21 protein-coding genes are annotated in these 17,110 nt (G+C 33.1%); 16 read left to right on the top strand and 5 right to left on the bottom strand.

Translation table 11 applies throughout. The features are described 5' to 3' along the window. Positions 1 to 14: 14 nt before the first annotated feature. The 4 genes from H7350_RS09425 to H7350_RS09440 all read left to right on the top strand — a co-directional run bounded on the left by H7350_RS09425 (position 15) and on the right by H7350_RS09440 (position 1,716). A complete protein-coding gene (locus H7350_RS09425; protein WP_204345657.1) occupies positions 15 to 443 on the top strand; it encodes a BLUF domain-containing protein in 429 nt (142 codons plus the stop codon). 10 nt (positions 444 to 453) lie between these two features. Continuing rightward, positions 454 to 879 (top strand): VOC family protein, encoded by a 426-nt coding sequence (locus H7350_RS09430; RefSeq protein WP_204345658.1) that lies wholly within the window; start codon positions 454 to 456, stop codon positions 877 to 879. Between the two features lie 65 nt (positions 880 to 944). Next, positions 945 to 1,304, top strand: a complete 360-nt coding sequence (locus tag H7350_RS09435; protein WP_204345659.1) for a lipocalin-like domain-containing protein — start codon at positions 945 to 947, stop codon at positions 1,302 to 1,304. A 106-nt stretch (positions 1,305 to 1,410) separates the two neighbouring features. Beyond that, positions 1,411 to 1,716 (top strand): HPF/RaiA family ribosome-associated protein, encoded by a 306-nt coding sequence (locus H7350_RS09440; protein WP_204345660.1) that lies wholly within the window; start codon positions 1,411 to 1,413, stop codon positions 1,714 to 1,716. Positions 1,717 to 1,720: 4 nt separating this feature from the next. Here H7350_RS09440 and rlmH read toward each other — a convergent pair whose 3' ends face one another. Continuing rightward, complete coding sequence (rlmH, locus tag H7350_RS09445) at positions 1,721 to 2,194, bottom strand: 23S rRNA (pseudouridine(1915)-N(3))-methyltransferase RlmH (RefSeq protein WP_204345661.1); 474 nt, start codon at positions 2,192 to 2,194, stop codon at positions 1,721 to 1,723. A gap of 89 nt (positions 2,195 to 2,283) precedes the next feature. On the opposite strand from rlmH, the gene nadC reads away from it, so the two are divergent. The 3 genes from nadC to H7350_RS09460 are packed head-to-tail and all read left to right on the top strand — an operon-like array spanning position 2,284 to position 4,515. Further along, positions 2,284 to 3,141, top strand: coding sequence for a carboxylating nicotinate-nucleotide diphosphorylase (gene nadC, locus H7350_RS09450; protein ID WP_204345662.1), 858 nt, complete (start codon positions 2,284 to 2,286; stop codon positions 3,139 to 3,141). Then, complete coding sequence (locus H7350_RS09455) at positions 3,141 to 4,097, top strand: YihY/virulence factor BrkB family protein (RefSeq protein WP_204345663.1); 957 nt, start codon at positions 3,141 to 3,143, stop codon at positions 4,095 to 4,097. The genes nadC and H7350_RS09455 overlap by 1 nt, the downstream gene beginning before the upstream one ends. After that, positions 4,087 to 4,515: a DUF2147 domain-containing protein gene (locus H7350_RS09460; RefSeq protein ID WP_204345664.1), complete on the top strand. Its 429-nt coding sequence runs from the start codon at positions 4,087 to 4,089 to the stop codon at positions 4,513 to 4,515. The genes H7350_RS09455 and H7350_RS09460 overlap by 11 nt, the downstream gene beginning before the upstream one ends. On the opposite strand, the gene H7350_RS09465 is transcribed toward H7350_RS09460, so the two are convergent. After that, complete coding sequence (locus H7350_RS09465) at positions 4,512 to 5,246, bottom strand: LytR/AlgR family response regulator transcription factor (protein WP_204345665.1); 735 nt, start codon at positions 5,244 to 5,246, stop codon at positions 4,512 to 4,514. The genes H7350_RS09460 and H7350_RS09465 overlap by 4 nt on opposite strands. Further along, complete coding sequence (locus H7350_RS09470; RefSeq protein ID WP_204345666.1) at positions 5,247 to 6,998, bottom strand: tetratricopeptide repeat-containing sensor histidine kinase; 1,752 nt, start codon at positions 6,996 to 6,998, stop codon at positions 5,247 to 5,249. Positions 6,999 to 7,193: 195 nt separating this feature from the next. Between H7350_RS09470 and H7350_RS09475 the strand changes: the two genes are divergently transcribed. From H7350_RS09475 to priA, 4 genes are all read left to right on the top strand, one after another. Then, entirely contained in the window at positions 7,194 to 7,727 is a 534-nt protein-coding gene (locus H7350_RS09475) for a hypothetical protein (protein WP_204345667.1), read from the top strand. A 40-nt stretch (positions 7,728 to 7,767) separates the two neighbouring features. After that, positions 7,768 to 8,181: a hypothetical protein gene (locus H7350_RS09480; protein WP_204345668.1), complete on the top strand. Its 414-nt coding sequence runs from the start codon at positions 7,768 to 7,770 to the stop codon at positions 8,179 to 8,181. A gap of 22 nt (positions 8,182 to 8,203) precedes the next feature. Continuing rightward, complete coding sequence (locus tag H7350_RS09485) at positions 8,204 to 9,088, top strand: tetratricopeptide repeat protein (RefSeq protein ID WP_204345669.1); 885 nt, start codon at positions 8,204 to 8,206, stop codon at positions 9,086 to 9,088. 74 nt (positions 9,089 to 9,162) lie between these two features. Beyond that, positions 9,163 to 11,616, top strand: a complete 2,454-nt coding sequence (priA, locus tag H7350_RS09490) for a replication restart helicase PriA (protein WP_204345670.1) — start codon at positions 9,163 to 9,165, stop codon at positions 11,614 to 11,616. Positions 11,617 to 11,678: 62 nt separating this feature from the next. Here the strand turns inward: priA and H7350_RS09495 are convergent, their stop codons facing one another. Next, positions 11,679 to 12,374 carry a LytR/AlgR family response regulator transcription factor gene (locus H7350_RS09495; protein WP_040254020.1) on the bottom strand — a complete coding sequence of 232 codons (696 nt, stop codon included), beginning with the start codon at positions 12,372 to 12,374 and terminating at the stop codon, positions 11,679 to 11,681. Positions 12,375 to 12,574: 200 nt separating this feature from the next. On the opposite strand from H7350_RS09495, the gene rpsF reads away from it, so the two are divergent. From rpsF to H7350_RS09515, 4 genes are all read left to right on the top strand, one after another. Beyond that, positions 12,575 to 12,913: a 30S ribosomal protein S6 gene (gene rpsF, locus H7350_RS09500; RefSeq protein WP_204345671.1), complete on the top strand. Its 339-nt coding sequence runs from the start codon at positions 12,575 to 12,577 to the stop codon at positions 12,911 to 12,913. Positions 12,914 to 12,915: 2 nt separating this feature from the next. Next, on the top strand, positions 12,916 to 13,212 hold the full coding sequence (gene rpsR, locus H7350_RS09505; RefSeq protein ID WP_028873640.1) for a 30S ribosomal protein S18: 297 nt from the start codon (positions 12,916 to 12,918) through the stop codon (positions 13,210 to 13,212). 13 nt (positions 13,213 to 13,225) lie between these two features. Then, positions 13,226 to 13,687 (top strand): 50S ribosomal protein L9, encoded by a 462-nt coding sequence (gene rplI / locus H7350_RS09510; protein ID WP_204345672.1) that lies wholly within the window; start codon positions 13,226 to 13,228, stop codon positions 13,685 to 13,687. Between the two features lie 101 nt (positions 13,688 to 13,788). After that, positions 13,789 to 14,262: a DUF6495 family protein gene (locus tag H7350_RS09515; RefSeq protein WP_204345673.1), complete on the top strand. Its 474-nt coding sequence runs from the start codon at positions 13,789 to 13,791 to the stop codon at positions 14,260 to 14,262. Between the two features lie 27 nt (positions 14,263 to 14,289). Here H7350_RS09515 and H7350_RS09520 read toward each other — a convergent pair whose 3' ends face one another. Beyond that, positions 14,290 to 15,528: an ABC transporter permease gene (locus H7350_RS09520; protein WP_204345674.1), complete on the bottom strand. Its 1,239-nt coding sequence runs from the start codon at positions 15,526 to 15,528 to the stop codon at positions 14,290 to 14,292. Positions 15,529 to 15,729: 201 nt separating this feature from the next. Here H7350_RS09520 and hisS point away from each other — a divergent pair, with 201 nt between their 5' ends. Beyond that, a complete protein-coding gene (hisS, locus tag H7350_RS09525) occupies positions 15,730 to 17,100 on the top strand; it encodes a histidine--tRNA ligase (RefSeq protein ID WP_204345675.1) in 1,371 nt (456 codons plus the stop codon). Positions 17,101 to 17,110: the final 10 nt, after the last annotated feature.

A 17,110-nucleotide genomic window follows, 5' to 3' on the forward strand; every position in this document is an offset into this window, starting at 1 on the left:
TTTTAATTTTTTTTATGTCTTATTCTGTAATCTATCAATCCAAAGCTAAAGCAGATTTTACTATTGCTCAAATAGACACGATGTTACTCAAAGCAAAGCAGTTTAATAAAACTCATAACATTACTGGATGCATTATCTATAATAATAACAGATTCATACAAATTATAGAAGGAGCTAAAGCAGATATCACAAATTTATATGCTAAAATTAAATCAGATCATAGGCATGAAAACGTCATAACATTGGTTGAAACTTCTACCTATGATACACTGTGGAATGACTGGTCAATGGCTTTTTATAAGTTTACAGGTGATACTACAAAAGATCAGCATAATCATATGTTATTAGAAGTTTATTTGAATGCAGTTGGCGATGCTCAAAAATCATCTGAAGTCTATACTATTTTTAAAAAGAATGTGTCTCAATTATTAGCTTTAGACTAAACGTTAGTGTATGGCTGAAGATAATCTCATAGAGTTAATTTTTTTAGACCACGTGGCTATTCGTGTGAGCGATATATCCCGATCTATAAACTGGTATGAGGAGGTACTCGGACTTAAAACTTACAAGCTTCCTGAATGGGGAGAGTTTCCTGTTTTTATGCTTTCTGGTAAATCTGGTATTGCATTGTTTCCAGCAAAGCAAAACAATACACAGTTTGATAAGAATGAGCATCCCATACAAATTGATCACTTTGCTTTTAATGTGACTAATGAGAATTTTGAAAAAGCAAAACAACGATATAAAAACCTCAATTTAGAATTTAGCATTCAAGATCATTTTTATTTTCACTCTATATATACTAATGATCCAGACGGACATACTGTAGAGTTAACCACCTTAGTTGTTAATGACGACGAATTTTATAAGTCGGTTTAATAATAAACCGTTTTATTCTGATATTCTGGGTTGTTTTATGCTACATTTACTTAAAATTAAATATGATGAAAAAGATATTATTACTGTTGTCTGTGTGCTTTATACTGTCTTGTGCCGATGCAAAGTATGCAGAAGCAATTGTAGGTGAATGGGAATGTGTAAGCTGGATTGATACAGCATCATCTCAGGATAAATGTAATGATAATGCCTATTTCAGTTTTAAAAGTGATAAAACCTATACATCTCAGGTTGGTGCTCAAAACACCAAAGGTACCTATAAAATTGTAGATGGGATTTTATATTCAATGCCTGAAAATAAATTAGAGATTGCAGTAGAAATCAAGACACTTAGTAATGACACTTTATCATTTACGATGAGTCGTTCAGGGAATGAAGAAATTCTAACTTTGATTAAAAAGAACTAGAATTTCTTTTAGAAAAAATTACCAATACTTTATGACATTCGGAGTGTTAGATTCATGAAAATTTTGTAAATTAGAGTTAAGAAATTAACCTAAAACGAGAATGATTATGAATGTAAATTTTCAGTATGTAGATGTCGATGTAAGCGAAACCCTAAGCGCTTTTACCGAAGAGAAACTAAGTAAATTATTTAACAGATACGAGTTTGTAGTTGGTGCAGACGTGTTTTTTAAGAAAGATCTTAATGAACATGAAAATAATGCTGTGTGCAGTATTAGGTTGAGTTTGCCTGGACCGCGATTATTTGCAACATCTAATGAGAAAAAATATGAAGTTGCAGTAAGGCAAACGATAAGTGATTTAGAACGCCAGCTAAAAAAGCGTAAAAACGTAGTGTTTAAGAAAGTAAGTTAAAGATTTAGCGATGATGGTAAGGCTCATTTTTTAAAATAGTGAAGCCTCGATACAATTGCTCAATCATAAATAAGCGAATCATTTGATGGGAAAAGGTCATTTTAGATAATGACAGTTTCCCATTTGCTTTTTGATACACCTCTGGTGAAAACCCGTACGGACCTCCAATTACAAATACCAGTTGTTTAATTCCAGAATTCATATGCTTCTGTAAGTATTGAGAAAAGTTAACCGAATCTAATTGTTTTCCGTTTTCGTCGAGTACTATCATAACATCGGTAGAATTGAGCTTTCCTAAAATAAGCTCACCTTCTTTTTGTTTTTGCTGATCTTCACTTAAGTTTTTGGTTTTTTTTAGGTCTGGAATGATTTCAAATTCAAACTTCACATAAAACCCTAAACGCTTCTGGTACTCATCAATTAATGATTGTAAATCTGTATGATCTGTTTTGCCTATGGCTAGAAGTTTAATTGTCATGTTTCAAAGTTATACTTTTTTATAATTTGCAATTTATTTTTTTAAACTTTTTAAGTTGCAATTACTATTTTTACAATAAATACATCGATATGATTTCTAAAGAACAATTCAACACAGAAATAGACCTTATAATTTCAAATGCAATTCGTGAAGACGTTGGTGATGGTGACCATAGTTCATTGGCTTGTATTCCAGCTTCAGCTAAAGGAAAAGCAAAGCTTTTGGTAAAAGATGAAGGCGTTATTGCTGGTGTGGAGTTTGCCAAAAAAGTCTTTGCTTATGTTGATAAAGATATGACTGTCGAAACTCTTATTGAAGATGGAAGTCAAGTCAAATATGGCGATATTGTATTTTATGTCGAAGGTGCTTCACAATCAATTTTAAAGGCTGAACGTTTGGTGCTCAATGCCATGCAACGTATGAGCGCAATTGCGACTAAGACCAGACATTTTGTTGATTTGTTAGAGGGAACAGGAACAAAAATTCTAGATACTCGAAAAACGACACCAGGAATTAGAGCTCTCGAAAAATGGGCTGTAAAGATTGGTGGAGGCGAGAATCATAGATTCGCATTATACGATATGATTATGCTTAAAGATAATCATATTGATTTTTCTGGAGGCATCACAAAAGCAATCAATACAACCAAACAGTATTTAAAAGATACCAATCGCGATTTAAAAATTATTGTCGAAGCGAGAAATCTTGATGAAATTAAAGAAATTCTCGAAACAGAAGGCGTGTATCGTATTTTAATTGATAACTTTAATTATGAAGATACCAGAACTGCTGTTGCATTAATTGGCGACCAGTGCTTAACCGAATCTTCAGGAGGAATTAATGAAAAAACAATTAGGAAGTATGCCGAATGTGGTGTGGATTATATTTCTTCTGGAGCATTAACACATTCTGTATATAATTTAGATTTAAGCTTAAAAGCTGTTTAATGTCAAAATCCTTAAAAGAGATACTAAGTGGGATTCCTATTGTTAATCGAATTGTAGATTTACTTAGGAAATTAAAACTTCCCGGACTCGAAGGTTTGTCATTTTATGATTTACTCGAATTGTATGCTATAGGCATTTTCAAAGGAGCTCTAACAGCCAGAGCGAGTGCCATTGCTTTTAGTTTTTTTACAGCGATATTTCCGTTTTTACTATTTGTTTTAATCGTCATTCCATATATCCCAATCGAAGGTTTTAGAACAGAGTTTTTAGCATTTTTAGATTCCTTTCTTCCGCCTCAAACATCTGATTTTTTCTTTACAAATATTTTTGATAATATCGAAAGTACAGAACGAGGTGGTCTTTTATCATCAGTGCTTTTAGTGTCTGTGTTTCTAATGGCTAATGGTGTAAATGCTGTGTTTTCAGGGTTTGAGAATTCTTACCATCAGGAACTGACTAGAAATGTATTTAAGCAATATCTCTATGCGCTGGGTGTTGCATTGATTTTGGCCTTATTATTAATTCTTACTGTTGCGGTTTTTGGATATTTTCAAATTTATGTCATACAACCTTTATATGAACAGTTTGAAAATTTAGAGTACGCATCTAAAGATGCCAATCTATTTTGGGTGGTTTTTGCTAAATATCTGTTTTTTGTGTTAATGGTTTACTTGGCTACAGCAACCTTGTATTACTTCGGGACAAAGGAAGGAAAGTCTTCAAAGTTTTTCTCTATTGGCGCTTTGTTTACCACCTTGTTAATTATTTTAACTTCTTATTTATTCGGTATTTATATTGAAAATTTCTCACAATATAATAAGCTCTATGGTTCTATTGGAGCCTTATTGATTTTACTATTTTATCTATGGCTTAATGCTAATATTTTATTACTTGGATATGAACTAAATGCCACAATTAGACGTTTAAAGAAAAAAGGAACTGAGGATGAAGAATAAATATTGGTTACTCATAGTGGTGCTTTTAATGAGTTTGTCAATAAACTCCCAGAGTATTTTAGGACAATGGAAAACAGTAGATGATAAAACTGGCGAAGAGAAATCTATTGTAGAAATCTATATGAAAAACGGGAAAGTCTATGGTAAAATCGTAGATATATTCGATCCCGAAAAAAGAGATTTGCCTTGTCAGTTTTGCGAAGGAGCCGACTATAATCAACCTATTCTGGGCTTAAATATCATTAAAGAGATGACCAAGTCTGGAAATGCATATAAAAACGGAACCATAACCAATCCTGAAGATGGTAAAGTTTATGATTGCCGACTTAAGTTAGATGAGGATGATGTTAACAAACTTCAGGTAAGAGGCTATGTTGCCTTTTTCTACAGAACGCAATACTGGATTAGAGTCAACTAATTAAAATGTCTTAAGAAGTCTTCTTTTTTACGTACGGAAATAGGCACTTTCGAGTTATTAGTCATCACCACATAACTCTGCTTTCCTTTATAATATTTTTGGACGTGATTGATATTAATCAAATGCGACTTATGTGTCTTAAAAAAGGTGGTGTCATCCAATAGGTCTTCATAATATTTAATAGGCTTTGAAACTACAATCTTTTTATTTTTAGTGTAAATATGAGTAATACTAGTATCGGCTTCTAGGTGAACAATATCTCCAACTTTAAGTGTTTCAAACCCTGTTAATGAAGGTATGGTTATAATTTTTGCCTGATTGGGTTTAAGATTGTTAAACAGATTTTGAATTTGGTGTTCAATGGATTGTTGTGAGAGTTCCGTTTTTAAACGTTCTATCGAATTACTAAAATCATCACTATCTATTGGTTTCAATAAATAGTCAAAAGCACTAAATTTAAAGGCCTTAATTGCAAAATTGTCAAAGGCTGTGGTGAAAATAATCTTGAAATTGATAGTGTCTAAACCTTTTAAAAAATCAAAACCAGTCTTTTCATGAATTTTTATATCTAGAAACACGAGATCAGGTTGTAGCTTTGGAACCACCTCTAGAGCTTCTTCAACAGTAGTACAGGTTGCAATAATATCAAAAGTGTTCGGTTGCCTATTTATTAAATCCAATAAGCGTGTGATGCAATGTTGTTCATCATCAATAAGTATCGTTTTTATCATCTAGTAAGCAAATTGTATAGGTAGCGAAACTTCAACTCTGGTGCCTTTAGCCTTATCAATAATTTTAAGGTCTCCATTAGTGTTTTTTAGTTTATTAATAATGTCAATTCTACTTTTAGTTATAGCAATTCCCATAGATGTATTACTAGTATTCGATGTTGCTGATTCTGAATTTTGACGTCCAACACCATTGTCATCGACACTACATACAATCATATTGTTTTGGTCTTTAAAACTAATAATAATTTGTCCTTTTTCGGTGTTTTTATTTAAGCCATGAATAATACTGTTTTCTAAAAAAGGTTGAAGTATCATTGGCGGAATCAAAATATTATCGACATCTAAAGTGTCATCAACTTCAATGCAATAATCAAATCTATTCTCAAAACGTTTACGCTCTATATCTAAATAGGTTTTTAAAAGCGAAATATCTTCAGAAAGTAGAATTTCACTTTTTTCAGAATTTTCTAAAGTTAGACGCATCAGTTTAGCAAATTTGCCCAAGTAGTCACTTGCAGATTGTGTATCATTTTTTAAAATATAGTCGCCTATCGAATTTAGCGAATTAAATATAAAATGCGGATTCATTTGCGACCTGAGTGCTTTAAGTTCTGTATCTGAAACCTTAGCATTAAATTCGGCTTCTTTGGTTTTAGTTACGGCTTCTTGCTTTCTTCTGTATAGTATAAATCCAATTAAAGAAGCAGCTATAAGTCCGCTACCTCCAATAATTGAAGCATTTTTTATAGATTTTTGACGCGCTATTTCAACCTGAGCTATGGCGCGATCTTTATCTGCCTCGTACTGAATTTCCTTTCTCGAAATTTCTAATTTCCTGTCAGCATTAATCACGCTATCTTTTATAATGATATGTTCTTTATAATGGCTTAAAGCATTTTTGTAATCGCCTTTACGTTCATATACATGAGCAAGAGTTTCTAGTGCGCTATTTTTTGTAGCCAAACTGTTTAAGGCTTCATTGAGCTTTAAGCTATTGGTAGCGTAATATTCGGCTTTTTCAATATTGTCATTTTTTAAATACACTTCGGCAGCATTAACATAAGCAGAAACTCTCAGCATCTCAAGATTGTTTTCTTCAACAAGTGCTAAGCTTTCAGTAGTGTTTTTTAAGCCTTCATTTAAATATCCTGCAGTGCTTTGCACAAGTCCTAAATTGCTTTTAATATTAGCAATATGCATGATATTATTACTTTTTTCTGCTTCAAAAATAGCGTCCTTATAGTAATAGATCGAGGAGTCTAATTGTTTTTTATGGCCATAAATATTGCCAATATTAAAAAGGGTGTTGGTTCTATAATCTGGATATTCTAATAGTGTTTTAAAGGTTTTTAGAGACTTGTCATATTCTTGTTGCTCATAATTAATAAGTCCAATATTTGTAAGCACACCAACGGCATATTTTTTTAGCGTAGGTTCATTTTCAATAATCGCATAACTTTCCTGATAATAATCTAAAGCGTCTAATGGATCTGACAGAAAATAATGTTGAATAATCCCTAAACTATTATATGATAATGCAATGCCTTTAGCGTATTTGAGACGTTTTGAAATTTCTAAAGTTTTACGATTATAATCCGTCCAGGTTGTGTCTGATGGAGTCAGAAACATTTTTTTTGCAACATAAGAGATCCTTAAATTAACGTATGTGGTGTCTTCAGATTTATGATTTTTAATCACTCTGTCGAGGGAATCTATGACTGCATTTTGAGAAAAACAAAAAAGCGAAGTCATGAAAAAGATGATTGGTAAAACTCTTTTCATATAAGACCTTAATAAAAAATAGCTGTATAAAAGTAGCAATTAAATGTCATAAATAGACTACAAGTGCTACGTTAATATGTTCAATGTCAACGATAATAAGTTTTCTGTGGTTTTTTTCTTAAGTAAAGGGTTTCTTTAAGTTTTTAACCTTGAAACTTGTGTCTTATGAAAACGAAAATTTATGTATTAAAAATTGTATTACTGGCTTTATGTGTAATTGGTTGTTCAAGCGACGATGATGGTAATTCAGGAAGTGGCGATATTTTTGGAAACATTCAATTATCAGGAACCGATACGTCTACTGTTGGTAGTGTACTGGTTGTTGGTAATATTGATGAAAGTGCGCTTTCAACAACTGGAACGACAAGTTCAGTTGTACTATTTGATGAAAACACGAGTATAGTAGGCGGTGAATTGGTATCAACCGATTTCACTAATGGCTTTGTTATAGTAGCTGCACAGTTTGATAGCGATGATAATGCCGAAGTTGAAACTGCCATTTCAATGACTATTGTTAAAAATAGTGAAGAGTTTAGTTACGTCTGTACTAATCCTCCATCTTCTGGTGGCGATAATACCGATTGTGGTACAGGTTTTAGTGTAGATAAAATAGCAAAGAAAATAGTATTTGATAATACTACGGTTATAAATGTAGATTCTGGCGCTATACTAACCATGGATGGAATTATTAACTATTAATTTGAACCTGATGAAAATAAGTTATTGTATACAACAGCGATTGTCTCTATTTATACTGATTGGTTTTTTTATTCCTCTTAGTGGTTATGCCCAACCCAAACGATTAAAACCACCAAAGAGACCCTCTAAAATTCAAAGTGTAGATCGCTTTGTCGATAATGCTTTTGAACTGTATCATAATGTGTTTGTATATGACAGTTTAACGCAAATGGGTGTGGAGGTACCTACGGAAATTGAAGATGCTCTGGTTGAACGGGCTGAAAGAGATATTGATAGTCTATGGCAGGTTTTGCCAACAATTGTGGATGATATGTCTAGCGGAAATGCTAATATCATGAAAAAAGGAAAGGCTACAATAAATCTGAATAAATCAAAAAAAGCTTTGAAATACTGTATGCAAACCGTGAAGGCTTATTTTATTGGCTCTAAGGACGATGAGGAAGATAATGAGTAATCGTTTTTAAAATTTTAAAAAAATGAAAAATATCAGCATCATAACAACTTTGATAATTAGTATACATATCAGTTATAGTCAGGCTTATAAAACAGCTTTTAGAGCAGAGATGTGTGATTGTCTCACCACTGAAAGTTTAAAAAGGCCGCTTTCAGAAAATACTTATAAAACATGCTTTAGAGAAACCTTGCCTAAATTTGCTAATCAAATAGATGCGTTAATCATTGAAGAAGATCTTAATCAAAAATACCTATTAGGACAAATTGCCAGGCGAGATTTGATTGTTGAAATACAACCAGAATTGGTATATACGTGTACAACATATTTTGAGTATTTAGAACGTGGAAAACTAAGTAAAAAACTCATAGCTCAAGAATCTATAAATGAGAGTGCTTTGGAAGCTCAAAATCAATATGTAGCAATGTCTCCGAATGCTTATGCATATTTTTCTAGAGCACAACTGCATTATAATCTTGGGAATTTGGCGGAGTCTGAAGCCGATATCAGAAAAAGCCTAGAGGTAAATCCTAATAGTGATAATCCAAAATCGACACGAAACGAATTACTTTTACTCGCTTTGATCTATGAAGAAAATCAGCAGTATGAAAAAGCCATAGCGATATACGATCAGGTTTATATGGGAGTTTATGACTCTGGAACTGCTATTCTACGAGCGTTAGCCGATAAAAAAAATGGTGGAACGATTTCTAATATACCTAAGTTCAGTGAAGATAAATTATCATCAGTCAATTCGAACTCTAGAAGAAATGGACGAGCGGCTAGATCAGGTAAAAATAAGGAAGCGGGACAGCAAAATGCTAAGGCTAAAGCCAGAAATGAAAAGAATCGTAGCAAAAAAAAGTCTGACACATCAGCTCTCAAAAAATTATTTAAAATCGATAATTGATGCTACAAAATAGCTTGTAAAAAACCATCACTCTCTACGATGGTTTTTTTGTGTAAACCTATTACCTTTGGCATGTGGATTACTTCATTAATGTCATATTACCAATTCCCTTAGAAAAGAGCTTTACGTATGCTATTACAAAAGCAGAAGCCGATTTTTTGAAGCCTGGTATTCGTGTGTCTGTTCCCTTCGGAAAATCAAAAATTTATACCGCGTTAGTCATCGAAATTCACACCAATGCTCCTTTAGTTTACGAAGCAAAAGAGATTCACCAAATACTCGATGAAGTTCCAATTGTGACAACTGAGCAACTAAAACATTGGACTTGGATTTCTAACTATTATATGTGTACCCTGGGAGAGGTGATGCGTGCTGCTTTGCCAAGTGCTTTTATTTTAGAAAGCGAAACTGTAATTAGTAAAAATGATGAGGTCAGACTTAATGATGAGGACTTAAAAGATGATGAGTTTATTGTTTACGAAGCCTTACACCATCAGTCTTCGTTAAAAATTCAGGATTTAATGGCAATTCTTGATAAGAAAAATGTATTGCCAGTTATTAAGCGCTTGTTAGAAAAAAATGTAATTTCAGTTCAAGAAGAAATCTATGAAAAGTATAAACCTAAGTTAGTCCGTTATGTCAAGTTAGGTGCTAATTACTCCTCAGAAAAGTCGCTGCAAAACTTAATGGAAGATTTAAGCCGTGCGCCAAAACAGAGAGATGTGGTTATGACATTATTTTCTGTTTCTGCGCAAACTAAAAAACCTGTCAAGGTATCTGATTTATCTCTGGAAAGTGGTGCGTCATCATCGATTATAAAAACATTAATTGATAAAAGTATTCTTGAAGAATATCATATTCAAACCGATAGAGTTCAATATGATGGAGGCGATAATGAAGCTTCAAAACATTTAAACGAACACCAAAAGAAAGCTTTAAGTAATATTAGTGAATCTTTTGAAAATCAAAATATTACATTATTGCATGGTGTGACATCTTCAGGTAAAACTGAAGTTTATGTTAAGCTCATCGAAGCTCAGCTTGACGCCAATAAACAAGTTTTATATTTATTACCTGAAATTGCATTAACAACGCAATTGGTCGAGCGTCTTCAAAATTATTTCGGAGAGAAAGTCGCGGTGTTTCACAGTAAGTATTCGTCTCATGAACGTGTTGAAGTGTGGAATAATGTCCTTCATAATGCACCAACAGCTCAAGTGATTTTAGGAGCCCGTTCATCAGTTTTGTTACCGTTTCAAAATCTAGGACTTATCATCGTTGATGAAGAGCACGAATCATCTTATAAGCAGTTTGATCCAGCACCTAGATATCATGCTCGTGACACAGCAATAGTGTTGGCAAGTATTTTCAATAGTAAAACCCTTTTAGGGTCAGCTACTCCAAGTTTAGAAAGCTATTATAATGCCAAGCAAGGTAAGTACGGTTTAGTAGAATTAAATCATCGTTATAATAATGTTCTTATGCCTGATATCGAACTGGTTGATATCAAGGACAAGCATAAACGAAAACGAATGCAAGGTCATTTTAGTGATCGTTTAATAGAGGAAATGACAGAAACCTTAAAGAATAACCATCAAATTATTCTGTTTCAAAATCGACGCGGTTTTTCTCCGATAGTTGAATGTCAAACTTGCGGACATTCGCCACAATGTCCTAATTGTGATGTGAGTTTAACTTTTCATCAATATAGAAATCAGTTGCGTTGCCATTATTGTGGCTATCATACAGTCATGCCTAAAACCTGTGATGCTTGTGGTAGTGTAGAACTAGATAGTAAAGGTTTTGGTACTGAGCAGGTAGAGCAGGAGGCAAAGTTGCTATTTCCTGATCATAATGTGGCTCGTATGGATTTAGATACAACCCGAGGTAAGTACGGTTATGAGAAAATTATAACCGCTTTGGAGCAAGGTGAAATTGATATTTTAGTCGGAACGCAAATGCTGACCAAAGGTTTGGATTTTAGAAATGTAAAATTGGTTGGCATTATGAATGCTGATAATATGCTCAATTTTCCAGATTTCAGAGCGCATGAACGCAGTTATCAGTTAATGGCTCAGGTATCGGGTAGGGCAGGACGCACTGAAGAACGCGGAAAAGTGCTTATTCAAACCTATAATCCGTATCATAAAATACTTCAGCAAGTCTCAACAAATAACTACCAGCAAATGTTTGAAGAGCAATTGGATGAGCGACATATTTATAAATATCCGCCAGTGTTTCGAATGATAAAAATTACGTTGAAGCATAAAGATTACAATCGGGTAAATATTGGAGCCGACTGGTATGCGAGATCGCTTCGAACGGTTTTTGACGCCCATGTTTTAGGTCCGGAATATCCTCCAGTAGCTCGTATACGTAATCAGTATTTAAAGCATATTTTGGTAAAGATTCCTCAAAAACAATCGCTATCAAAAACAAAAGAAGCTATTATTAAAATAAATAATAGCTTCTTGAGTGTAAAAGATTTTAGGGCAATAAGAGTAATTTTAAATGTCGATAATTACTAAGTTAAAGTCAATTGGTTAAATATTTAACGTTATATCTTCAAACGAAATCGTCTTTATTGGCCTTAAATATTATTTAATGCGTCTACAAGTTGGGTTTTCTTGTTTCTACTTAATGGAATTTCATAAGCTCCAACTTCAACATTTTTACTGTTAAATCGATCAACCTTATCAAGGTTTACAATATAAGATTTATGGATTCTTAGAAATTTACCTTCTGGTAATTCATGTTCGAAAGCTTTCATTGTAGATAAAACGACCAAGCTGTTTTCTTCAGTAACTAGTTTTACGTAATCACCAAGTGCTTCAATCCATTTAATATCTTTGATGTAAACTTTTCGTTTTTTCAAGTTACTTTTGACGAAAATATGTTCGCCATCAGTTTCATTGAAATCTAGCTTAAGTTTATGTTGCTCAAGTGCTTTTTCTACAGACGTATTAAAACGTTCCCTTGTTATAGGCTTTTGTAGGTAGTCGGTTGCATCATAATTAAAAGCTTTAAACGCGTATTCAGTTTTACCTGTAACGAAAATAATTTGGGGTTTGTTGTTGAGTACATCGAGCAGTTCAAAACCATTGAGTACAGGCATCTCAATATCTAAGAAGATTAAATCTACTTTATGAGTATTGAGCCCGTTCTTGGTCTCTAATGCGCTACTGTATTCTGCAATAAGGTTAAGTGAGGAATGATTCTCAATTAACTTTACAATTGATAATCGTTGAATCGCAGAATCATCAACTACTACACAGTTTAAAGTCATAACATTATTATATTTTAGGTTAAGATATCGACAATAGTACAAAAAATTCGGTTAAAAACCAAAAAACATCGGTAAAGTGTTAATTTTAACAAAATTTTAAGAAACTAATAGAATCCAAATTTTTATATGCAAAAACGTTGCCAGAAAAAGAAATTATAGTTATTTTTGCACTCATTTTTAACACAATAAAATAGATTTTTATGAATCATTATGAAACTGTTTTCATCTTAAATCCCGTTTTATCTGATGATCAGATAAAGGAAACAGTAAAGAAATATGAAGATTTTCTTGTTTCTAGAGGAGCGAAGATGGTAGCCAAAGAAGATTGGGGCTTAAAAAAATTAGCGTATCCAATCCAAAACAAAAAGAGTGGATTTTACCACTTATTTGAGTACACTGTAGATGGAGAAGTAATTACTCCATTAGAAGTAGAGTTTAGACGTGATGAGCGTTTTATGCGTTACTTAACAGTAAAATTAGACAAGCATGCGATTGCTTGGGCAGAAAAGAGAAGAAACAGAGATAAACAAAAAGCGTAATTATGTCTTCAATTGAACAACAAGCAAAAGGAAAAAAAGATGGAGAAATTAGATATCTAACTCCATTAAACATTGACACAAGTAAAACGAAGAAATATTGTCGTTTTAAGAAATCTGGAATTAAATACGTTGATTATAAAGATGCAGATTGGTTATTAGGTTTTGTTAACGAACAAGGTAAAATTTTACCAAGACGTTTAACTGGAACTTCATTAAAATACCAAAGAAAAGTATCTGTTGCTGTAAAAAGAGCACGTCACTTAGCGTTAATGCCATATGTGGCTGATTTATTAAAATAAAATACCAATAACTATGGAACTTATATTAAAACAAGACGTTGAGAACTTAGGATTTAAAGACGATATTGTAACAGTAAAGAACGGTTATGGTAGAAACTTTTTAATTCCTCAAGGACAAGCTGTTATGGCAACGTCATCTGCTAAGAAAGTATTAGCAGAAACTTTAAAGCAAAGAGCTTACAAAGAGAAAACAATTATTGCTGATGCTGAAAAAACTGCTGAAGCAATTAAAGGTTTAGATATTAAATTAACGTCTAAAGCTGGAACAGGCGCTACTGCAGGTGATAAATTATTTGGTTCTATTACCAATATGGATTTAGCAAATGCATTAAAAAATGAAGGTCACGATGTAGATAAGAAATTTATCTCTATCACTGGTGGTAACATTAAGCGTTTAGGTCAGTACGAAGCTGTGATTAGATTACACAGAGAAGTAACTGTAGATTTAACTTTCGAAGTTATCGCAGAAGCTTAAGCGTTATTTTCTATAATATTTTAAAGCCTCAGCAAAATATGCTGAGGCTTTTTCAATACTAAATTTTAGTTATTACACATTTAAAGGCATAACATTTCAAAATGAAATACTCAAGACTCACAAAAGAACAGTTTGAAGAATTGCATCAAGAATTTATCAATTTTTTGGCAACACAATCTATCACGGCTGATGAATGGACCGATATAAAAGCTAATAAACCTGAAGTTGCCGAACAAGAACTGGATGTGTTTAGCGATTTAATATGGGAAGGTGTATTGTCTAAAGTTAGTTACTTAGAGCACATTTCTCCACAACAAATGCACTTGTTTCATTGTACCGAAAAGCAAATGCGATTGATTGCTTTAAAAATAAATAAAGCAGATATAGACATTACAACTAAAGAAGGCTACAATTGGTTTAGAGATAATTTGATGTCTGATGATGTCGAATTTTATACTGCGACTAAAGACTATTCTGAAGATAAAGGCTTAGATAAATTCAAACTTATCCAAGAAGGCGCTACAATTACCAAAGGTCAGTTATATCAGTATTTTGAAAATTTAGTGAGTAAATAATACGTTTTAAGTAACCAATAGTATTATTTATTCATAACGTAAGGATTCTACAGGATCTAATTTTGAAGCTTTTACAGCAGGCATCAAACCAGAAACTATAGCGACAATGAAAGTGATACCTACAGCACTCATCATCGCAAACCATGGCGTTGTAAATTTAAATCCAAGTCCGGAAGAAATTCCCCAACCTGCTAAAATCCCGAGTAAAATCCCGAATAAACCACCTAACTGACTAATAATAAGGGTTTCAATTAAAAACTGAAATGCGATAGTACCGCGTTTAGCGCCTAAAGCTTTTCGTACACCAATTTCTCTTGTTCTTTCAGAAACGGACACCAGCATCATGTTTAAAAGTGCAATAGTCGATCCGAAAATGGTGATAATTCCGACAATCCAGGCAATAGTATTTAAAACGCTGGTCATTGAGCCTACACGATTTATCAAATCATCACTTCGTTCTAAACCAAAATTGTTTTCCTCTACAGGGTTAAGACCTCTAATATTTCTAAATAAAATAATAGCTTCGTCTTGAGCGCCTTCAAGCATATCCTTTTTTTCAGTTTTGATGCTTAAATTGTAGTTGATATTCGGATTTGTAAAAATAGTTCGTGCTTTTTGAATAGGCATCAGTACGCGTAAATCCTGATTGTTTCCAAAGGTTGATCCTTTTTCTTTTAATACACCAATAACTTTAAATTTTGCACCTCTAATACTTATCATTTTATTTAAAGGGTTGACATCATCAAGTAATGCTTTTTTCAAATCACTACCAATCACACATACACTATTGTTGTTTTCAACATCAAAATAATTTAGCGATCGTCCCACTTCTAGTTCTAAACCAGAGTTTTGTATAAAATGTTCATTAATTCCGAAGACTTGTACCTCAGGATCAGTTTTTTTATTGTCAAACTTCACTTCTGCAGTACGTGTTCCTAAAAATGAAATGGCAGTTTTTGTAAATGGAAAATTATAATCTTCTTTAAAAGTTTTTACTTGTCGGTAACTGATTACAGGGTTTATTTTTTGAGCTTCATCACCACGACGCTGTGTGTTGAATTCATAACGCTGTATATTAAAGGTGTTAGCTCCCATCGAAGAAAAATCACTGGATATGGTGTTCTGTAATGCTGAAACAGCACTTAAAATGCAAACTAAGGCAGTTATTCCTATGGCTATGATTAATATGGTAAGAATGGTTCGTAAGAGCTGACTTTTAATAGAATCGAATGCAATACGAATATTTTCTCTGACTAATGAAAACATATATGGTCTCTAAAGTGGTTGCGTTTTACAATAAGACTACAAAACACCTATAAAGTTACTATAAAATTGAAATAAGTTTCGAATGCGACTAAAAATTATAATATTTTTGTGCTAGATTAAACGAATTCAGCGCATTTATTTCCTACGGAAATTTTAAATGAACACAAAAAATGAGATTCCTGATTTCTCAGGACGTTAACTATGGCACAAAAACCAAGCATTCCAAAAGGCACAAGAGATTTTAATCCGCAAGAGGTCGCAAAGCGAAATTATATATTTAACACCATTCGTACACAATTTGAAATTTTCGGATTTCAACCTATTGAAACCCCAAGTTTTGAAAATTCAGAAACCTTGATGGGTAAATATGGAGATGAAGGCGATCGCTTGATTTTTAAGATTTTGAATTCTGGGGACTATTTAAGTAAAGTTAATGATGACTTATATCAAACTAAAGATTCTCAAAAAATTACTTCTAGTATCTCAGAAAAAGCCCTACGCTACGATCTTACCGTTCCGTTTGCGAGATATGTGGTACAACATCAAAATGAGATTGACTTTCCGTTTAAGCGTTATCAAATTCAGCCAGTCTGGAGAGCCGATCGTCCTCAAAAAGGTCGTTTTAGAGAATTTTATCAGTGTGATGCCGATGTTGTAGGAAGTGATTCTCTATGGCAGGAAGTGGAGTTCGTTCAACTTTACGATGCTGTTTTTACTGCTTTAGGTTTACATGGTGTAACGATTAAAATTAACAATCGTAAAATTTTATCAGGTATTGCAGAAGTGATTGGAGCACAAGATAAGCTCATCGATTTTACAGTAGCTTTAGATAAATTGGATAAAATAGGAGAGGAGAAGGTAAAAGCTGAAATGTTAAGCAAAGGGATTCCTCAATCTGGAATAGACAGATTGCAACCGCTTTTTAATTTAAAAGGTGATTTCGGAACTCAAATTTCCGAATTAAAAGAGATGCTTTCGATATCTGAAGAAGGTAAAAAAGGTATAGAAGAGCTTGAGTTTATCAATACAGGAATTAATACCTTGGGCTTAAAAACAGCTACACTTCAATTGGATGTGACACTGGCTCGTGGCTTAAACTACTATACAGGTGCTATTTTTGAAGTGGCAGCGCCAGAAGGTGTAAAAATGGGCTCCATTGGAGGTGGTGGTCGTTATGATGATTTAACCGGGATTTTTGGATTAAAAGATGTAAGTGGCGTTGGGATTAGTTTTGGTCTCGATCGTATTGCTTTGGTTCTTGAAGATTTGAATTTGTTTCCTGAAACAATTACCAACACTGTTAAGGTGCTCTTTATTAATTTTGGTGAGGCTGAAGCAATGGCAAGTATGAAAGCGATTAAAGCGCTTAGAGAAAGAGGAGTGAGTGCCGAATTGTTTCCTGATCATAAAAAAACAATCAAGCAATTTAATTATGCTAATAAGCGTAACATCCCTTTTGTGGTATTATTAGGAGAGTCTGAACTTTCATCACATACTTACACACTAAAAAATATGAGTTCAGGTGAACAGCAGCAGTTAACTTTAGATGAGCTTATTTCTGCATTGCAATAATATTTTAGAA

Source organism: Psychroserpens algicola, assembly GCF_014526325.1.
Taxonomy (GTDB): domain Bacteria; phylum Bacteroidota; class Bacteroidia; order Flavobacteriales; family Flavobacteriaceae; genus Psychroserpens; species Psychroserpens algicola.

Coding starts and splice junctions, on each gene's coding strand:
- H7350_RS09425 (WP_204345657.1), top strand. CDS start 15: ATGTCTTATTCTGTAATCTATCAATCCAAAGCTAAAGCAGATTTTACT.
- H7350_RS09430 (WP_204345658.1), top strand. CDS start 454: ATGGCTGAAGATAATCTCATAGAGTTAATTTTTTTAGACCACGTGGCT.
- H7350_RS09435 (WP_204345659.1), top strand. CDS start 945: ATGAAAAAGATATTATTACTGTTGTCTGTGTGCTTTATACTGTCTTGT.
- H7350_RS09440 (WP_204345660.1), top strand. CDS start 1,411: ATGAATGTAAATTTTCAGTATGTAGATGTCGATGTAAGCGAAACCCTA.
- rlmH (WP_204345661.1), bottom strand. CDS start 2,194: ATGACAATTAAACTTCTAGCCATAGGCAAAACAGATCATACAGATTTA.
- nadC (WP_204345662.1), top strand. CDS start 2,284: ATGATTTCTAAAGAACAATTCAACACAGAAATAGACCTTATAATTTCA.
- H7350_RS09455 (WP_204345663.1), top strand. CDS start 3,141: ATGTCAAAATCCTTAAAAGAGATACTAAGTGGGATTCCTATTGTTAAT.
- H7350_RS09460 (WP_204345664.1), top strand. CDS start 4,087: ATGAAGAATAAATATTGGTTACTCATAGTGGTGCTTTTAATGAGTTTG.
- H7350_RS09465 (WP_204345665.1), bottom strand. CDS start 5,246: ATGATAAAAACGATACTTATTGATGATGAACAACATTGCATCACACGC.
- H7350_RS09470 (WP_204345666.1), bottom strand. CDS start 6,998: ATGACTTCGCTTTTTTGTTTTTCTCAAAATGCAGTCATAGATTCCCTC.
- H7350_RS09475 (WP_204345667.1), top strand. CDS start 7,194: ATGAAAACGAAAATTTATGTATTAAAAATTGTATTACTGGCTTTATGT.
- H7350_RS09485 (WP_204345669.1), top strand. CDS start 8,204: ATGAAAAATATCAGCATCATAACAACTTTGATAATTAGTATACATATC.
- H7350_RS09495 (WP_040254020.1), bottom strand. CDS start 12,374: ATGACTTTAAACTGTGTAGTAGTTGATGATTCTGCGATTCAACGATTA.
- rpsF (WP_204345671.1), top strand. CDS start 12,575: ATGAATCATTATGAAACTGTTTTCATCTTAAATCCCGTTTTATCTGAT.
- rpsR (WP_028873640.1), top strand. CDS start 12,916: ATGTCTTCAATTGAACAACAAGCAAAAGGAAAAAAAGATGGAGAAATT.
- rplI (WP_204345672.1), top strand. CDS start 13,226: ATGGAACTTATATTAAAACAAGACGTTGAGAACTTAGGATTTAAAGAC.
- H7350_RS09515 (WP_204345673.1), top strand. CDS start 13,789: ATGAAATACTCAAGACTCACAAAAGAACAGTTTGAAGAATTGCATCAA.
- H7350_RS09520 (WP_204345674.1), bottom strand. CDS start 15,528: ATGTTTTCATTAGTCAGAGAAAATATTCGTATTGCATTCGATTCTATT.
- hisS (WP_204345675.1), top strand. CDS start 15,730: ATGGCACAAAAACCAAGCATTCCAAAAGGCACAAGAGATTTTAATCCG.